Origin of the sequence: Nesterenkonia sp. HG001, from assembly GCF_034438835.1 — a bacterium.
Taxonomy (GTDB): Bacteria; Actinomycetota; Actinomycetes; order Actinomycetales; family Micrococcaceae; genus Nesterenkonia; species Nesterenkonia xinjiangensis.
Genome location: NZ_JAOSZD010000012.1, coordinates 22205 through 36633, shown reverse-complemented (window position 1 = coordinate 36633; position 14429 = coordinate 22205). Strand labels below are relative to the sequence as shown.

General features: G+C 66.8%; 13 protein-coding genes, 1 tRNA gene and 1 pseudogene. 6 read left to right on the top strand and 9 right to left on the bottom strand.

Annotated features, from left to right (window positions below):
* The first annotated feature begins 171 nt into the window (after positions 1 to 171).
* Positions 172 to 1098 (top strand): LysR family transcriptional regulator, encoded by a 927-nt coding sequence (locus ODE13_RS16025; RefSeq protein WP_179541685.1) that lies wholly within the window; start codon positions 172 to 174, stop codon positions 1096 to 1098.
* Between the two features lie 136 nt (positions 1099 to 1234).
* Here ODE13_RS16025 and ODE13_RS16020 read toward each other — a convergent pair whose 3' ends face one another.
* The gene (locus ODE13_RS16020) at positions 1235 to 1612 is read right to left on the bottom strand and encodes a VOC family protein (protein ID WP_322480158.1); all 378 of its coding nucleotides are present in this window, start codon (positions 1610 to 1612) and stop codon (positions 1235 to 1237) included.
* A 454-nt stretch (positions 1613 to 2066) separates the two neighbouring features.
* On the opposite strand from ODE13_RS16020, the gene ODE13_RS16015 reads away from it, so the two are divergent.
* Positions 2067 to 2303 carry a hypothetical protein gene (locus tag ODE13_RS16015; RefSeq protein ID WP_322480157.1) on the top strand — a complete coding sequence of 79 codons (237 nt, stop codon included), beginning with the start codon at positions 2067 to 2069 and terminating at the stop codon, positions 2301 to 2303.
* A gap of 42 nt (positions 2304 to 2345) precedes the next feature.
* Here the strand turns inward: ODE13_RS16015 and ODE13_RS16010 are convergent, their stop codons facing one another.
* On the bottom strand, positions 2346 to 3596 hold the full coding sequence (locus ODE13_RS16010) for a sugar-transfer associated ATP-grasp domain-containing protein (protein ID WP_322480156.1): 1251 nt from the start codon (positions 3594 to 3596) through the stop codon (positions 2346 to 2348).
* Between the two features lie 143 nt (positions 3597 to 3739).
* Between ODE13_RS16010 and ODE13_RS16005 the strand changes: the two are divergent.
* Positions 3740 to 4069, top strand: a pseudogene (locus tag ODE13_RS16005) (heavy metal translocating P-type ATPase); the annotation flags it as partial.
* Positions 4070 to 4292: 223 nt separating this feature from the next.
* A complete protein-coding gene (locus ODE13_RS16000; protein WP_322480155.1) occupies positions 4293 to 4919 on the top strand; it encodes a YdhK family protein in 627 nt (208 codons plus the stop codon).
* 98 nt (positions 4920 to 5017) lie between these two features.
* Here ODE13_RS16000 and ODE13_RS15995 read toward each other — a convergent pair whose 3' ends face one another.
* Positions 5018 to 5188, bottom strand: a complete 171-nt coding sequence (locus ODE13_RS15995) for a hypothetical protein (RefSeq protein ID WP_322480179.1) — start codon at positions 5186 to 5188, stop codon at positions 5018 to 5020.
* 30 nt (positions 5189 to 5218) lie between these two features.
* Between ODE13_RS15995 and ODE13_RS15990 the strand changes: the two genes are divergently transcribed.
* Positions 5219 to 7216: a heavy metal translocating P-type ATPase gene (locus ODE13_RS15990; protein ID WP_416210746.1), complete on the top strand. Its 1998-nt coding sequence runs from the start codon at positions 5219 to 5221 to the stop codon at positions 7214 to 7216.
* A gap of 60 nt (positions 7217 to 7276) precedes the next feature.
* Here ODE13_RS15990 and ODE13_RS15985 read toward each other — a convergent pair whose 3' ends face one another.
* Positions 7277 to 7852 (bottom strand): hypothetical protein, encoded by a 576-nt coding sequence (locus ODE13_RS15985; RefSeq protein WP_322480154.1) that lies wholly within the window; start codon positions 7850 to 7852, stop codon positions 7277 to 7279.
* 603 nt (positions 7853 to 8455) lie between these two features.
* Positions 8456 to 8528: transfer RNA gene (locus ODE13_RS15980), tRNA-Ala, on the bottom strand.
* A gap of 244 nt (positions 8529 to 8772) precedes the next feature.
* On the opposite strand from ODE13_RS15980, the gene ODE13_RS15975 reads away from it, so the two are divergent.
* Positions 8773 to 9627 (top strand): hypothetical protein, encoded by an 855-nt coding sequence (locus ODE13_RS15975; protein ID WP_322480153.1) that lies wholly within the window; start codon positions 8773 to 8775, stop codon positions 9625 to 9627.
* Between the two features lie 369 nt (positions 9628 to 9996).
* On the opposite strand, the gene ODE13_RS15970 is transcribed toward ODE13_RS15975, so the two are convergent.
* The 4 genes from ODE13_RS15970 to ODE13_RS15955 all read right to left on the bottom strand — a co-directional run bounded on the left by ODE13_RS15970 (position 9997) and on the right by ODE13_RS15955 (position 14421).
* On the bottom strand, positions 9997 to 11481 hold the full coding sequence (locus tag ODE13_RS15970) for a PepSY domain-containing protein (protein ID WP_322480152.1): 1485 nt from the start codon (positions 11479 to 11481) through the stop codon (positions 9997 to 9999).
* Positions 11482 to 11706: 225 nt separating this feature from the next.
* Positions 11707 to 12399 (bottom strand): hypothetical protein, encoded by a 693-nt coding sequence (locus tag ODE13_RS15965; RefSeq protein ID WP_322480151.1) that lies wholly within the window; start codon positions 12397 to 12399, stop codon positions 11707 to 11709.
* A 133-nt stretch (positions 12400 to 12532) separates the two neighbouring features.
* Positions 12533 to 13639 carry a serine hydrolase domain-containing protein gene (locus tag ODE13_RS15960; RefSeq protein WP_322480150.1) on the bottom strand — a complete coding sequence of 369 codons (1107 nt, stop codon included), beginning with the start codon at positions 13637 to 13639 and terminating at the stop codon, positions 12533 to 12535.
* Positions 13640 to 13767: 128 nt separating this feature from the next.
* Positions 13768 to 14421 (bottom strand): RNA methyltransferase, encoded by a 654-nt coding sequence (locus ODE13_RS15955; protein WP_322480149.1) that lies wholly within the window; start codon positions 14419 to 14421, stop codon positions 13768 to 13770.
* Positions 14422 to 14429 lie beyond the last annotated feature (8 nt).

The window sequence follows — 14429 nt, the reverse complement described above, 5'->3', positions numbered from 1 at the left end:
TACTTAAGTACATGCCATTTCTGGGTAAGAAGACTCGGGTCGGGAGCAGTGGGATCGATAGATCGTCGACGTGTGATCCCCTGCGCGCCAGGAACCCATCAAGTCGTTACGCGCAATTTCTCTTGATGTAGCAAGTCTTCATTCGTTGCGGCGAAGGCTAGACTGATCGTCATGACGCTCTTTGACACCAGGCGGCTAGAGGTCTTCGTTCGCACGGTCGAGGCTGGTTCCATCACGGCGGCCGCCGATGAACTGGCCTACACGGCATCGGCTGTTTCACAGCAGTTGCGTCGTCTGGAGCAGGAGGTGGGACAACCCTTGCTCCGCCGACGGTCCCGCGGCGTGGTCCCCACTGAAGCGGGCATGGTCTTGGCCGCCCACGCCCGCAAGATCCTGCGCCAGATGGATGCGGCTCAGGCGGACCTGGACGACCTGACGGCCGGCAAGCGCGGTTCCCTGGTGATCGGTGCGTTCCCCACCGTGGCGTCGTCGTTTCTGCCACTGGTCATCGAGCGCTTCTCCAGCCAGTACCCTTCTGTCTCTCTCTCAATCCGCAGCACGCGCATCGACCAGCTGGTCACTGGTCTGGAACGAGGGCAGATGCATCTCAGCCTGCTCTGGGACCACCCTTGGAGGCCGTTCAACACGGATGGCATCAAGATCGAGGAGCTCTTCCGTGAGCCCTTCGTCGTCCTGGTCTCCAGCCACCACCATCTGAGCCAGGCTCAGGACGTCAGCATGTCTGAGCTGGCGCAGGAGTCGTGGGTGGTACGCGCATCCCAGCACCCTGTGGTCGAAGTCCTCGACCGTGCCGCCACGGCTGCGGGATTCCGTCCCGTGATCGCCATGTACGCCAACGACTACCAAGAGGCCCAGGCGATGGTGAGCGCCGGCATCGGAGTCGCGCTGGCTCCCCAAAGTGCCGTCACGGTCAAGCACCCCGGCGTCCGGGTACTGAGTCTGGGAGCCCAGGCTCCTGAACGCCGCATCATGGTGGGCCAGCGCGAGGAACGTGTCTATTCACCCGCTGAGGTCGCATTCAAGGCTTCACTCTTCGATACCGTCCGTGAACTCTGGCCCCATATGCTCCGGGGTTGATGAGCTGGTCTCCGATGACCGGTGGCGGCTCAGGGGGGGGGTGATGCCGAGCCGTCGACCTTCAGGACGCGCTCGGGCCTGCTCAACGATCAGGCCAGAATGTCCCGTGGACCACGAGCCCCTGCGCAGCGGATCATCACCGGGCGGGGTGTTCAGCGACCTCCCAGAGCTGGATGGGGTTGCCCTCGGGATCGTGCAGCGAGGCGAACCGTCCGTTGGGATAGATCTGGGAGTCGATGGTGACGTCGAGCCCGGCGTCGAGAAGGCGCGCGACCATCCCGTCGAGGTCGTCGACGCGGAGGTTCAGCCCCCAGCCCGACGGGCCGAGGTGCTCATTCGGGCCGTCGTCGCCGAATGGGGCGAACACCGTCGGTCCGGCCGCCTGAGTCCAGACTGGCGCCTCATAGGAGGCCGGTGGCCGGAGCACGTCGAGATGCTCGGCATACCAAGCACTGAGCCGTTCCGGATCCCGTGCCCGAAAGAAGAATCCTCCGATTCCGATCACGCGTGGCATGGTCTGCTCCCTCATGTGGCCGGGACCCCGTCGGTGACCTCACTCGGTGGTCGCAGCGTCGGGGCTGGGGTTCGAGTCTATGCCTGGGCCTGGTGCAGTGCACCCGGCCGAACTCCCCGCCGGTGCGGGCGATGCTCCTCAGCGGGGATGGTGTCGACGCCCCGCGCCAGCTGTTCGGGCGGGCGCTCTTGACTCTCCAGTGCTGCCGTCAGAACCTGCGAAGGTGATCCTTCCTGACACGGACGCGCGCGCCGCTGCCTTCCCCCAGCCAGGCTTGCTCCCGCCCCCAGATTCGTCCGCCGCTGACGATGATCGAGGCGGGCCGTCCCCTGATCAGCGGGCCGTCGGTGTGCTGGCCGATCTGATCGGAGGCACCTCTGTGACTCTCGGTCTGGGTCTCACCCTGGCCCCACGGCGGGTCGGGAGCCTTCTGGGTCTCGATAAGACATCGCCGGTGCGGACTCGCCTCATCGGTGCCACCGACGTCGGCCTCGGTACGGCGATCTTGACATCCTCGCGGATCTGGCCACGACGGCGTTGGCCCGCCCTGCTGGCGCGTGAGGGTCTTCACCTGGTCATCGCCTCAGAGTATGCGCGCCACGGCCGGACGCCGGGCGCGCTCGCCATGATGGGTTTGTTCGTCGCCGATGGTGTCGTGACAGTGATGATGCATCGGCAGGAGCGCCGCTGATCGAGCGGCTGGACCATGGGCAGGCATGGCCGCCGTCGGAGATCACCCGGTGAACCGGGTGGCTCCGCGGTTCCGGCCAAGATGCTCCCAGCCCAGGCCGGAGAAGCACGGCCCCGACGTCGCTTCCGAGAACTTGATGTCGTTGTGGCCGTTGTTCCACTCGAGCACGTGGACTGAGCCGTCGCGGGCCACCGTCAGATCCCAGCCGATCACCGGAGCCATCGGGATTCGCTGATGCAGCCGTTCCACGGCCTCGCGGCATGCGGCATAGTTCGGCACCTCGTTCCCGGCGAACACGACGCCGGAGTCGGGATGCCGGTCGATCTCGAGCCAGTCCACCGAGTATCCGATCGGGCTGAAGGCGCCTGTGGCAGTATCGAGAAGAACGCGGATGTTCGAATCTGACGCGACGTGGTCTTCCGTATCCCGACCGAAGCGCAGGTAGGCATCCCTGACGGTGGTCTGCCCGTCTGGCTCGACGACAGTCGTCATCCGCAGCGTCCCGACGGAGCGTGACGCGACCTGAGCGAAGGTCTCGTGCTGGTCGATGAAGGGCTGGATGACGCCGTCGGGCAGGTCCTCAGCACTCTGCGTGAACCTGTCCCGATCAAGGATCTGCACCCCTCGGCCGCGAGCACTCGCGTCAGCCTTGAAAGCCACTCGTTCACCACCGGCAAAGACGAGGTCGGCGAACTCCTCCAGCGATGTGACCGGTTCGAGCGACGCGTTGAGCATCCTCCCTTTGACCACGTAGCCGCGGTCCGGAATCTCTTTCTCCTGCCCGAAGATGCACGCTGTCATCGACCGCATGTCAGAGAGGCCGCCATACCGACCTTCGACCGCCGGAAGGACCACAGACATGTAGTAGTTGTCGGGGATCCACCCCTCTCGGAACTCACCGGCTATCGCGGAGTAGACGTACAGCCACGGCGCATACTTTGTGGAGCCCAGCACGTCGGCGGCGTATTCATCGGCCTGCGCCCTGAGATGCTCCGGAAGCAAACCCTTCGCGGCTTCGATCGACTTGAGCACCTTCGCAGCGGTCCGGCTGTTCAGACGGGCGCGGATTCGCATCCGCAGGTCACTCTCGGCTCGCTCTATCGTGTCCAGATTCACGGCGACTCCTCTGAGGGGATGTGAGGCCAAGCTACCAGGGGCGGGTCTGGTGGAGGTTGGACTGATGTCCTGACTGCTCTGCGAGTAAGGCTTCGCCGCGACCCAGACGGCGTTCAGCGGCGGATTGAACCCGGCAGCGATCGCCTCGGCCGCCATTGCTTCCCTGGCAGCGCTCATCGCGGCCACCCGGCTACGTCACGTGAGGCCCACCGGAGCGGACCGCGAACCCGTTGAAGTCGAGGACACCGGCTCAGGCTGAGATATACCCCCTTGGGGTATACTGTCGTAGAAGTCGCACATAGATGAAGGAGTTGTGGGTCATGGCAATCGCGGCCGGAGTCATCCCCTTCATTCTGCTGGGCCGCTACTTCGAGAGGCGCTCCACGCCTCAGGCCGGCGCCGCGCTGCGTGCACTGCTGGAACTCGGGGCGAAAGAGTTTCCCGTTCTGCGCGATGGCCCGGACGGCAAGAGTGCCGAGGAGCGCATCTCAATCGAGGAGCTGACGGTCGGGGATGAGTTCGTGGTCCGGCCCGGTGAGAAGATCGCCACCGACGGCGATGCCGTCACCGGTGCCCCCGTGCACGCTGGCGACCGGATAGTCGTGAGGGCCACCCGCATCGGTTCGGACACTCAGCTGGCGCAGATGGCCACTCCGGCCGCGCTGCCCACGCCGCCCCTTCTGTCACGGACTCGACCAACCCCACCGACATTCAGAACCAGACGAAGGAGTCGGTCCGGACCTGAACACCTCGACTGGTGGGTCGACGCCGACCCCGACCGGTACGCGGATGCTTCCTGACCCGCCGCCGGCGCGAGCGCGGTTTCGCTCCCATTCTGACGTCACCCGCGACACCCCAGAAAGGACACCACTCATGGCCCGAACACTCACCACAACCCTGGCCACCGGCGCGCTGACCGCGACGCTGGTCCTGGCAGGCTGCGCCAGCGACAACACCAATGAGAGCACCGGCGCCCAGGATCACGGCAACCACGACAACGGCCACAACGGCGACACCACGGACGACACTGCGACTGAGGGCGAGGCTGGTCAGGACCATGATGGCCATGACCACCCCGTCGATGGTGGACCGGTGCCTCAGGGCATGAGCGAGGCAACAGACCCGCTCTACCCTGTCGGCAGCGAGGCGGTGCTCACCGCGGACCACATGTCCGGCATGGACGGCGCCACCGCCACCATAGTCGGTGCCTATGACACCTACACCTACGCCGTGAACTACACCCCCACCACCGGCGGTGACCCGGTCCTCGACCATCGGTGGGTCGTCCACGAAGAGCTTCAGAATGTCGGTCAGGAGCGCCTGGCCGATGGGACCGAGGTGACCTTGGCTGCGGAGCACATGAGCGGGATGGACGGTGCCACCGCCACCATCGCCTCCTCGACTCAGGAGACCGTGTACGTCGTCGATTTCGAATCCGACGGGATGGCGATGACCAATCACAAGTGGGTCACCGAGAGCGAGATCGATCCTTCGCTCTGATCGACCCTCATCCCAACGCAGCGCCCCGCCTCCGGAACGGAGCACACCAGGAAGCCGAGTAGAGCATGACCAACCACCACCGAGACCATTCCGGCCGTTCAGGCCACAGCACGAGAGAATTCGCCGCTGACCCTGACCACACCCGCCACGGGCCAGGCGGCGAGCGCAGCACTCACAACGAGCACGAGCCCGTGCATGACGATCATCACGGGCACAGTGGGCACGATGCCCATGCCGGTCATGGAGGCCACAGCGGGCATGGTGATCACGTGGGCCAGTTCCGCCGGCTGTTCTGGATCATGCTCATCGTGGCCATCCCGGTGGTTGGGTTCAACGAGATGTTCGCCCACCTGGTCGGATACCAGCTACCCGAGGCCGAGTGGGTGTGGTGGGTCTCTCCGATCCTGGGCACTGTCATCTACTTCTGGGGCGGCTGGCCGTTCCTGACCGGAGCGATTGACGAGATCCGCTCCCGCAAACCCGGCATGATGCTGCTGATCGGGCTGGCCATCACAGTGGCTTTCATCGCCTCCTGGGGCGCGTCCCTGCACATCCTGGACCATGAGCTGAACTTCTGGTGGGAGCTGGCGCTCCTGGTCGTCATCATGCTACTGGGCCACTGGATCGAGATGCGCTCCCTGGCCCAGACAACTTCCGCGCTGGACTCCCTGGCCGCTCTCCTGCCGGATGAGGCCGAGAAGGTCGAGGGTGATGGCGTGATCAAGGTCGCCCCGGCCGACCTGGCGGTCGGAGATGTTGTGATCGTCCGTCCCGGATCCTCGGTCCCCGCCGACGGGAAGATCGTCGACGGCTCCGCCAGCATGGATGAATCCATGGTCACCGGCGAGTCCAAGCCCGTCCGCCGCGAGAGCGGCGACCACGTCGTCGCCGGGACCGTCGCGACCGACTCCGGGGTGCGGGTCGAGGTCACCGCGATCGGTCAGGACACAGCCCTGGCCGGCATCCAGAAGCTCGTCACAGACGCCCAAGCATCCTCCTCACGGGCGCAGCGGATCGCCGATACCGCGGCCGCGTGGCTGTTCTGGTTCGCCCTGGGCGCGGCGGCGATCACCGCGATCGTCTGGGCCCTGCTGGGCGTGCCTGATGCCGCGGTGGTGCGCACGATCACCGTCCTGGTCATCGCCTGCCCGCACGCCCTGGGCCTGGCGATCCCACTCGTGGTGTCTATCGCCACCGAACGCGCCGCCCGCGGCGGCGTCCTCGTCAAAGACCGGCTCGCGCTTGAATCCATGCGGACAGTCGATTCGGTGCTGTTCGACAAGACCGGCACTTTGACCAAGGGCGAGCCCACCGTCACCGCTGTCGACCCTGCGGGCAGCCGTGACGCCGACGAGATCCTCGCATTGGCTGCTGCCGCCGAATCCGACAGCGAGCACCCGCTCGCCCGGGCGATCGTCAGAGCCGCGCGCGATAAGGACCTCTCAGTGCCCAAGGCCAAGGACTTCTCCTCCTCTCCCGCAGTCGGGGTCAAGGCCACCGTCACCTCCGACGGATCCGGCACGGTGGTCGAAGTCGGAGGCCCCCACCTGCTCGAACAGCACGACCGTGACGAGCTGGGCGTCGCCGAGGCCTGGCGCGATGAGGGCGCGATCATCCTGCACGTCCTGGCCGACGAGGACGTCATCGGCGCCCTGCGGCTGGCCGATGAGATCCGCCCCGAATCCCGCGACGCCGTCGACGCTCTCCACGCCCGCGGCGTGCAGGTGGTGATGATCACCGGCGACGCCCAAGCCGTGGCCGACACCGTCGCCAAGGACCTCGGCATCGACCGGGTCTTCGCCGGCGTGCGACCCGAAGACAAAGCGGCCAAGGTCGCCGAGCTCCAGGACGAGGGTCGCAAGGTCGCCATGGTCGGCGACGGAGTCAACGACGCCCCCGCCCTGGCCCAGGCCGACGTCGGCATCGCGATCGGGGCCGGTACCGACGTCGCCATCGGCTCCGCCGGAGTCATCCTGGCCTCCTCTGACCCACGCTCGGTCCTGTCAGTCTTCGAACTCTCTAGCGCGAGCTACCGCAAGATGAAGCAGAACCTGTGGTGGGCCGCCGGCTACAACCTTGCCGCTGTCCCCTTGGCCGCCGGGGTCCTGGCACCGATCGGGTTCGTCCTACCCATGAGCATCGGCGCAATCCTGATGTCGGTCTCCACCGTCGTCGTCGCCCTCAACGCTCAGCTATTGCGGCGTCTCGACCTGACCCCCGAAGCCAGACGGACAGATCCTGGGAAAGACACTCCGGGGAGGTCAGGCGATTCAAGGGTCACGCCTGGGATCAGGTGACAACACCAACCCTGCCAGCCAGCCCCAGGCCGGCCACCACAAGACTTACAGGCGGTTCACTCAGGGACGGAGCTCCCAGGGGTCGAGTTGACCGGCGCTGGCGTACTCGCTCCCGCTGTCCCAGGCGAGCACGGTCGCGCGCGAGATCTCACCATCTGTAAGCCATCGCGATCCACCGCTGTCACGGTGGTAGCCGAGGAACAGATGGCGCATTCTCCAGGGCCTGCCTGAACGGTCTTCGTTGTCCATGACCTCCCGGGGGTCTTGAGCTGCGCTTCCCCAAAGCTGCAGGACCCGGGCGTCGGGATTCAATACGCGATTGAGCTCGTCCAGGACGCTCTGGCGGTGCGGCGAGTGCACCCAGATGATCGCGCCGCAGACTTTCGAGCGCGAGATTCCTCGGTCGTCAAGCGCATCACGAACCGCTTCAGCCAACGACTGAGGAGCGCTCCACTCTCCCTCGACGGGAATGTATGCCCCTCCGTTGACCTGCGGTGCGACGCCGCGGAGGGGACGGCGGGCCACCACTACGACGGAGATTCCCCGCTCCATGAGAGTCCGTACGGCTGGCCTGAGCATCCCGGTGCCCCCGATGATGACAACACACTGACCCTTCGAAGAGTGATCAACCTCCACTTGCTCTCCGCCTCCCGTTCCAGTTAGTGTCAGGGTCGGTCAGACGACCCCGACAGTATGCAGTGCGTGGGGACACTTCTGAACGACCGCACGGCCAGTTCACCCACCCTGACATAGACACGCCGCTGGGTTCACAGGCCTGCGGGCATACTCGGCGAGAACACGATCGAAAATCGTTCCGCGTCAGATCGACTGAGGCGTCGCACGGGCAGCCATCGGTCCGCTCGAACGGGTGTCCCGGCCCGTTGCAGGCCCTCGGACGGTCTCCGAACCAGGCGCGAATCGGTAGGGACTGGAATGGGACCACGACGCGCCGACCTGGAGCCACATGTTCTCGATCGCTCCAGAGGAAGGTTCGGCGGAGTGGGGCACCGGACCTGTACCTGCTGCCATCTCGATTGTCTGGCCACCGTCCGTCGGATCGCGGTTGGTCGCAGGCGACAGCGTTCGTTCCGCGGCCTCAGAGCGGAAGGGTAGGCAACCCCCGAAGAAGGGCAGCCCGAGGTTCGGGGATCGAGGCCGAAGAGCTCGAGGAGGACGCACCCGCAACGGACGAACCCTGCCCGGCGTCGCCGCGGGGCAGGGTTCGGACGTCTTCAGTTGTGGAGCTAAGGGGAGTCGAACCCCTGACCTCGTCGATGCGAACGACGCGCTCTACCAGCTGAGCTATAGCCCCGTATGCAGTTCTGCCGCTCCGTAACCCCCGGTAGGCGCCGCGGACGACCACACCAGGATATAACCGTAGACCCACTCACAGAAATTCCGGCCGCGCAGATGACACCACCACGGACACTGCCGCCGTCGTCGTCGCTGGTCAGCTCCACACCCTGGATCTGTCACACCGCAGGCTCACTCCACCGAACCCGCACAGCGTGAGCGCCACCACTGCTGAGCGCGCCGTGATCCCCGATACTGGAGTCATGACCACCTCCACCGCACCCTCCCCTGCCGTCGTCGCCGAGCCCGCCTTCGGGCTGCTGCTGGATGTGGACGGTCCCATCGCCTCGCCGATCTCCCGCACCGTGGCGATCGCCTCCATCGCCCAGGATCTGGCCGACATGGCGAACCAGGGCATCCCGGTCATCTTCAACACCGGCCGCTCCGACGACTTCATCGCCCAGCAGGTGGTCCCACCCCTGCGCGAGGCTGGGCTCCGGCACGGCACGCCCGTCTTCACCATCAGCGAGAAGGGCGCGGTGTGGGCCGAGGTCACCCCGGAGGGCCTGGGCGAGATTCACATCGACGCGGAGCTGCGGCTGCCCACCGCCCTGGGCGACGAGGTCCGCGACATGGTGGCCGAGCGGTTCAGCGGGCACATGTTCTTCGACGAGACCAAGCGGGCGATGATCTCCGTGGAGCAGCGGACCGACGTCGACAATGACGACTACCTGGCGGTCCAGTCGGACTTCGACGCCGCCATCCCGCTCCTGCTGGACAAGCACGACGTCGGCCAGGTGCGCATCGATCCGACCATCATCTCCACAGATGTGGAGCACGAACGTCTCGGCAAGGACCTGGGCGCGGCCCGCGCCCTCGAACTGCTCAAAGCCCGCGGCATCACCCCGCAGTCCTGGTTCACCATGGGCGACTCCCGCACCGACTACGCGATGGCGTCCTGGTTGCACGAGCGCGGTCACCAGGTCAGCCACGTGGACGTCCGCCCCGCAGACGGCGTCCCCGAGACCGCGCATCCGGTGCTGACCTCGGACACCGGCGCCATCCATGACGACGCCGGCGCCGAGTTCCTCAGCCGCTGGGCCCGTTCGCTGGGCTGAGGCCAGAGAGCCGCGGGTTCAATCCAGGACGTTCGTACACGGCCTGGCTCGGAGCTGCACTAACTCGACCTCAGCGAAGGCCTGGTCATCCACATCCCCGCCATGCAGGTCACGTATAGGGCACCCGTGACCAGGGAGGCGAGCAGCACCCAAGAGTCATACGAGCTGAACAGCGTGACGACGAGAAACATCAGAACTACCGTCGACACGACCAGGCCGATCAGCCAGGCCACGAATGTCCGGTCTGCTCGTGTCAATTGAAGTACCCCCTGACCATAAGTTCGGTGGCAGATCCAACGATAGTCACAATCCCTCCGATGCACGCTGCGCAGATCTTTACCGCCGGCGCCGCAGATCACTCGTCCCCGCTCACTCCCTCACCGATGGTTCCCACCTGTCCACTTCCTGGCGGAACCGTCGGCGCAGATGCGCCTGCCAGAGCACGTCCCCGATCACGAACGCCACCAGGCTCACCCCCAGCACCGGCAGGAACCAGGCCACCAGCGCCGCCGACCCCACGGTGAGGAGCACACCCCACCAGGGAGCCCGCCTCAGCGCCCCAGGAGCAGGCGCCGGACCCATGGCGCGCCCGCCATGCCGGGGTCGTCGCTGCCACCACATCACGTAGCCCCAGATCACCATCAGCGCCAGCCCCGTGGAGAGCCCGAACAGCAGGGCCTGATTCGCCAGTCCGAACAGCGTGCCCATGTGCAGCCAGATGCCCCACTGGGCCAGCTGCGCCACGAACGGGTAGTCCTCGAATCTCAGCACGTCGGTGGCACTCGCCGCATCGGGGTCCACCGCCACCGAGAACACCTCCGGAGCCGGGGCACGCATGCTCACGTCCTGGATGGTCCACGCCTGGTCCGCTTCCCTGGGCAGGATGATCTCCAGCCGGGTCGAGGTGAACCCGGCGTCCCGTCCTGCCTGCAGCACCTCGTCGATTGCGGCCGGGTCGACGTCGGCCTCATCAGATGCACCGTGGTCACCGCCATGGTGCTCATGTCCCGCATGTTCGTCCTCGGCGTGGGCCGCGTCGCCGAGGTCTGTCTGCACCGAGGGGGTCTCCCAGCTCAGTGCCTGACGCAGGTCCGTCACGTTCGACCCCCCATAGGTGGACCAGGTGATCCCGGTCGCGGCCAGGAAGAGTCCACCCGCCGCGATCCAGATCCCCAGCGCTGCGTGCCAGGAGCGCGTCCGACGGTACCCGCGCTCCCCACCCTGGGGAACCAGCAGTCCCCGGGCCGAACGGCGTGAGGCCCGAAGCCGCCTCCACCGCAGCGCCCAGAGACCCACCCCGGCGAGCACGACGACGCCGAGCCAGGAGGCCGCGAGCTCGCTGTACAGCCGGCCCCAGTCGCCCAGGAACATATGCCGATGCGCCTGAGCGATGTCCGTGCGCAGCGGCAACGAGCCGCTGGTGCCATAGACCTGATCCTGCCCCAGCACCTCGGCGGTGCCCGGGTCCACGAAGACCCCCAGCAGCTCCGATCCGTGGATCTGGGCCTCCTCATCCAGGGTGAACATCACCCGAGTGGTGTCCCCGGGCTCCGGAGCTGGCCGCACCACCGTCGGGACCACATCGCCGCCCACCGACTGCACAGCGGCCTCCACCTGATCCGCCAACGGCAGCGCGGTCTCGGACGAGGGTGCCTCCAACAGATCCGCGTAGAGGGCCCGTTCCAGCTGAGGGGAGAACGCGTAGAGCGCTCCGGTCGCCGCAGCGACCAGGATGAAGGGGCCGACCAGCACCCCGGCGTAGAAATGAAGGCGGCGCAGCATGGCTGGCAGCCAGCCGCGCGTCGCACCGACCGGAGGACGCGCCGTCTCCGGGTTCTCGGTCGTCAATGTCATGTCTGTCTCCAGGAAGAAAGTCGATCGGGTCAGTCAGACCTGTGGCCGCCTCGTGGCAGGGGCTTCTCAGGGCACAGCACGTGAACGCGACGGTGAGCGGGGACTGCTCGATCAGCCGGCGCCCGAGCTGGGCCACCGACTGGACGTCCGATTCATCACGCGCATGTGCCCGGCCAGGCGGGCTCACAGGCTGGTGCTGCCATCTGGCGGCGCACCATGAACGTGTCAGGCAGCCAGAGCCGGCGGACCGCGCAGGGTCCGTGAGCTGCGGCCCGACCACTGATCCGCCAGCCGCGGACGATCGAAGGTGAGCGGCATGCGCCGCACCGCTCTGACCGGGACGAGAGGTGCGGCGACGACCAGCAGGAGCACCCGCGCGACGTCCAGCAGCTCTCGCAGCGAGGTCATCAGGATCTCGCCTCGGCGCAGGAGCGCATAGGTGATCACGGCCGCCAGCAGATGAGCGGCAGCCATCGACGCATCCGGCATCACCGAGACGTGTGTGCCGTGAGGGCTGGCCTGCAGCTCCCCGGCCGCCAGGAGAGTGAGGTCTCCGCGGTCTCCAGGGTGGGCACCGGCGAGGCCTCCCCCGGCAGCGGCGCCGGTGCTGAGGCTGGTCCCGGAACCGGAGTGGGCAGGGAACAGTGCGTACAGGCCATGCAGCACTGCTTGGCTCAGCAGCACGGCCGCCGCCAGGCGCACCCGGCTGTGCCGCACTGACGTCAGAGCGACGCCGAGCGGAGTGCTCACCGCCAGCGCGAGGAGGACCACCACCCAATGCGGGGCATGATGCCCGGCCGCCACATGGGCCAGGCCGGCACCGCCCACTGAGATCAGGGAGGCCCCTGAGCCGCGGGCAAGGCGGGTCAGCGGCGGCAGTGGGCGCGCAGAGAGCCGATGGGCTCCCGTACCCCTCACCGCATGCACCACCAGCGCCTCCCCGTCGACGTGATCAATGCCATGACATCACATAGGTCAGTTTCCTGGGAAGTATGACTGCTGGTTGCGTCGTCAGGACTCTCGTCATGACAGACCTGCACCGGATCAGGTGCTACGCCTCGCCGAGCTCCCGCAGCTCAGCGAGCAGCGCGAACACCCGTTCGTCCATCGCCACCTGCGTCATCACCACACAGATCCTGCCATCGGGCTCCACGAAGAAATCGGTGCCGAGTCCGCCGGACCAGCCGAACCGGCCACGATGTGGACCGTGTGTCACCACGGATACGCCATAGCCCCACCCCGCGCGGTCCCAGAATCCGGGGAAGAAGCTGTCCGGGGCTTTCGCCGCCGGATGGACCTGGTCGCGACAGAGCTCATCTCTGAAGTCAGGGCTGATCAAGCGACCATCCCGCAGTGCGCTGAGGAACGCGTGATAGTCCGAAAGCGTCGAGACCAGCTCGGAGTGGCTGACGTCGAACGGCGTCGGGGCGACGTAGAAGCCCGCACCGGCTGGCTCGCACTGCTCGAAGCCCTCAGCACCGCGCTGGAACACGGCCGGCAGACGATGCGCCTGATCGCGCGGCACCGTGAATTCGGTGTCCGTCATACCTGCCGGCGTGAACACCGTCTCAGCGAGCACGTCATAGGTGCTGCCGTGCCCGAGGCGGCCCAGCAGGATGCCCAGCAGACCGAAGGAGTGATGGTAGCGCCACCCGTCGCCGGGGTCGAAGGCCAGCGGCAGAGATGCCAGTGCGTCGAGCCACTCCTGAGCACTGAGAGCGACCGGCTCGGAGCCCGCTTCGACCCCCGCCTCGATCATCGCCTGCTTCAGGGGCGAATCGGTGGTCATCATGCCGTAACCGGACTGGTTCGTCAGCAGGTGGCGCACGGTGATGAGCCCCCGGGCAGGCTGTGCATCCTCCAGCGGGGCATCGGGATGGGGAAGCACGCGCGGCTCGGCCAGCTCCGGCAACCAGGTCGCGACCGCATCATCGAGCGCGATCACACCCTCCTGCACGAGCCTCAGAGTCGCCACAGCGGTGATGGGCTTCGTCATCGATTGGATGCGAAAGATCGCGTCCACTTCCAGAGGAGCCCCATCAGGCGCGTCGAGACCGACGCTGAACGGCTCATACTGTGCTCCGAAGATGCCGACGGCTCCGGGCATCGTCCCGGCCTCGACTTGACGGGCGAGGAGCTCGTGCAGTGCGTTGGACACAGGGACCCTTTCGTCAGAAGGCGTCGGCTCTGCCCATGCTAGCGGGGGCCACCGCGCTGACGTCGGCACCCGCGTGGCTGCCCACCCGCGGACGTGACGGCGTCGAGCCTCGCCGCGCCGCCGTCGCGCTACCCCACCTGCGCGTGCTGGCGGATCCAGGCGTGCATCGCTATTCCAGCGGCAGTGCCGGCGTTGATGGACCGGGTGGAGCCGAACTGCGCGATGGACAGCGTCACCTCGGCGGCCCGTCGCATCTCCTCACTCAGCCCCGGCCCCTCCTGCCCGAAGACCATCACGCACTCCCGCGGCAGGGTGTAGGTCTCCAGCGGCACTGACTCCGGAAAGAGGTCCACTCCCAGCACCGGCAGCCTTTCCTTCTGGGCCCAGGCGGTGAACTCCTCCACGGAGGGGTGGTGGCGGACATGCTGGTACCGGTCGGTGACCATTGCGCCCCGGCGGTTCCAGCGACGCCGGCCGATGATGTGCACCTCAGCTGCCAGGAAGGCGTTGGCGGTGCGCACCACGGTGCCGATGTTGAAATCGTGCTGCCAGTTCTCGATGGCCACGTGGAAACCGTGGCGGCGAGTGTCCAGATCCGCGACGATCGCCTCATGGCGCCAGTAGCGGTACCGGTCCACGACATTGCGCCGGTCGCCTTCGCGCAGCAGCTCCGGGTCCCAGTGGTCGCCCTCGGGCCAGGGCCCCGTCCACGGCCCGACGCCGACCTCCCGCTCCGAGGGGGAGGCAGTCTCGTCCTGCTGGGCACCACGCGCTGAATCCATGCGCTCGA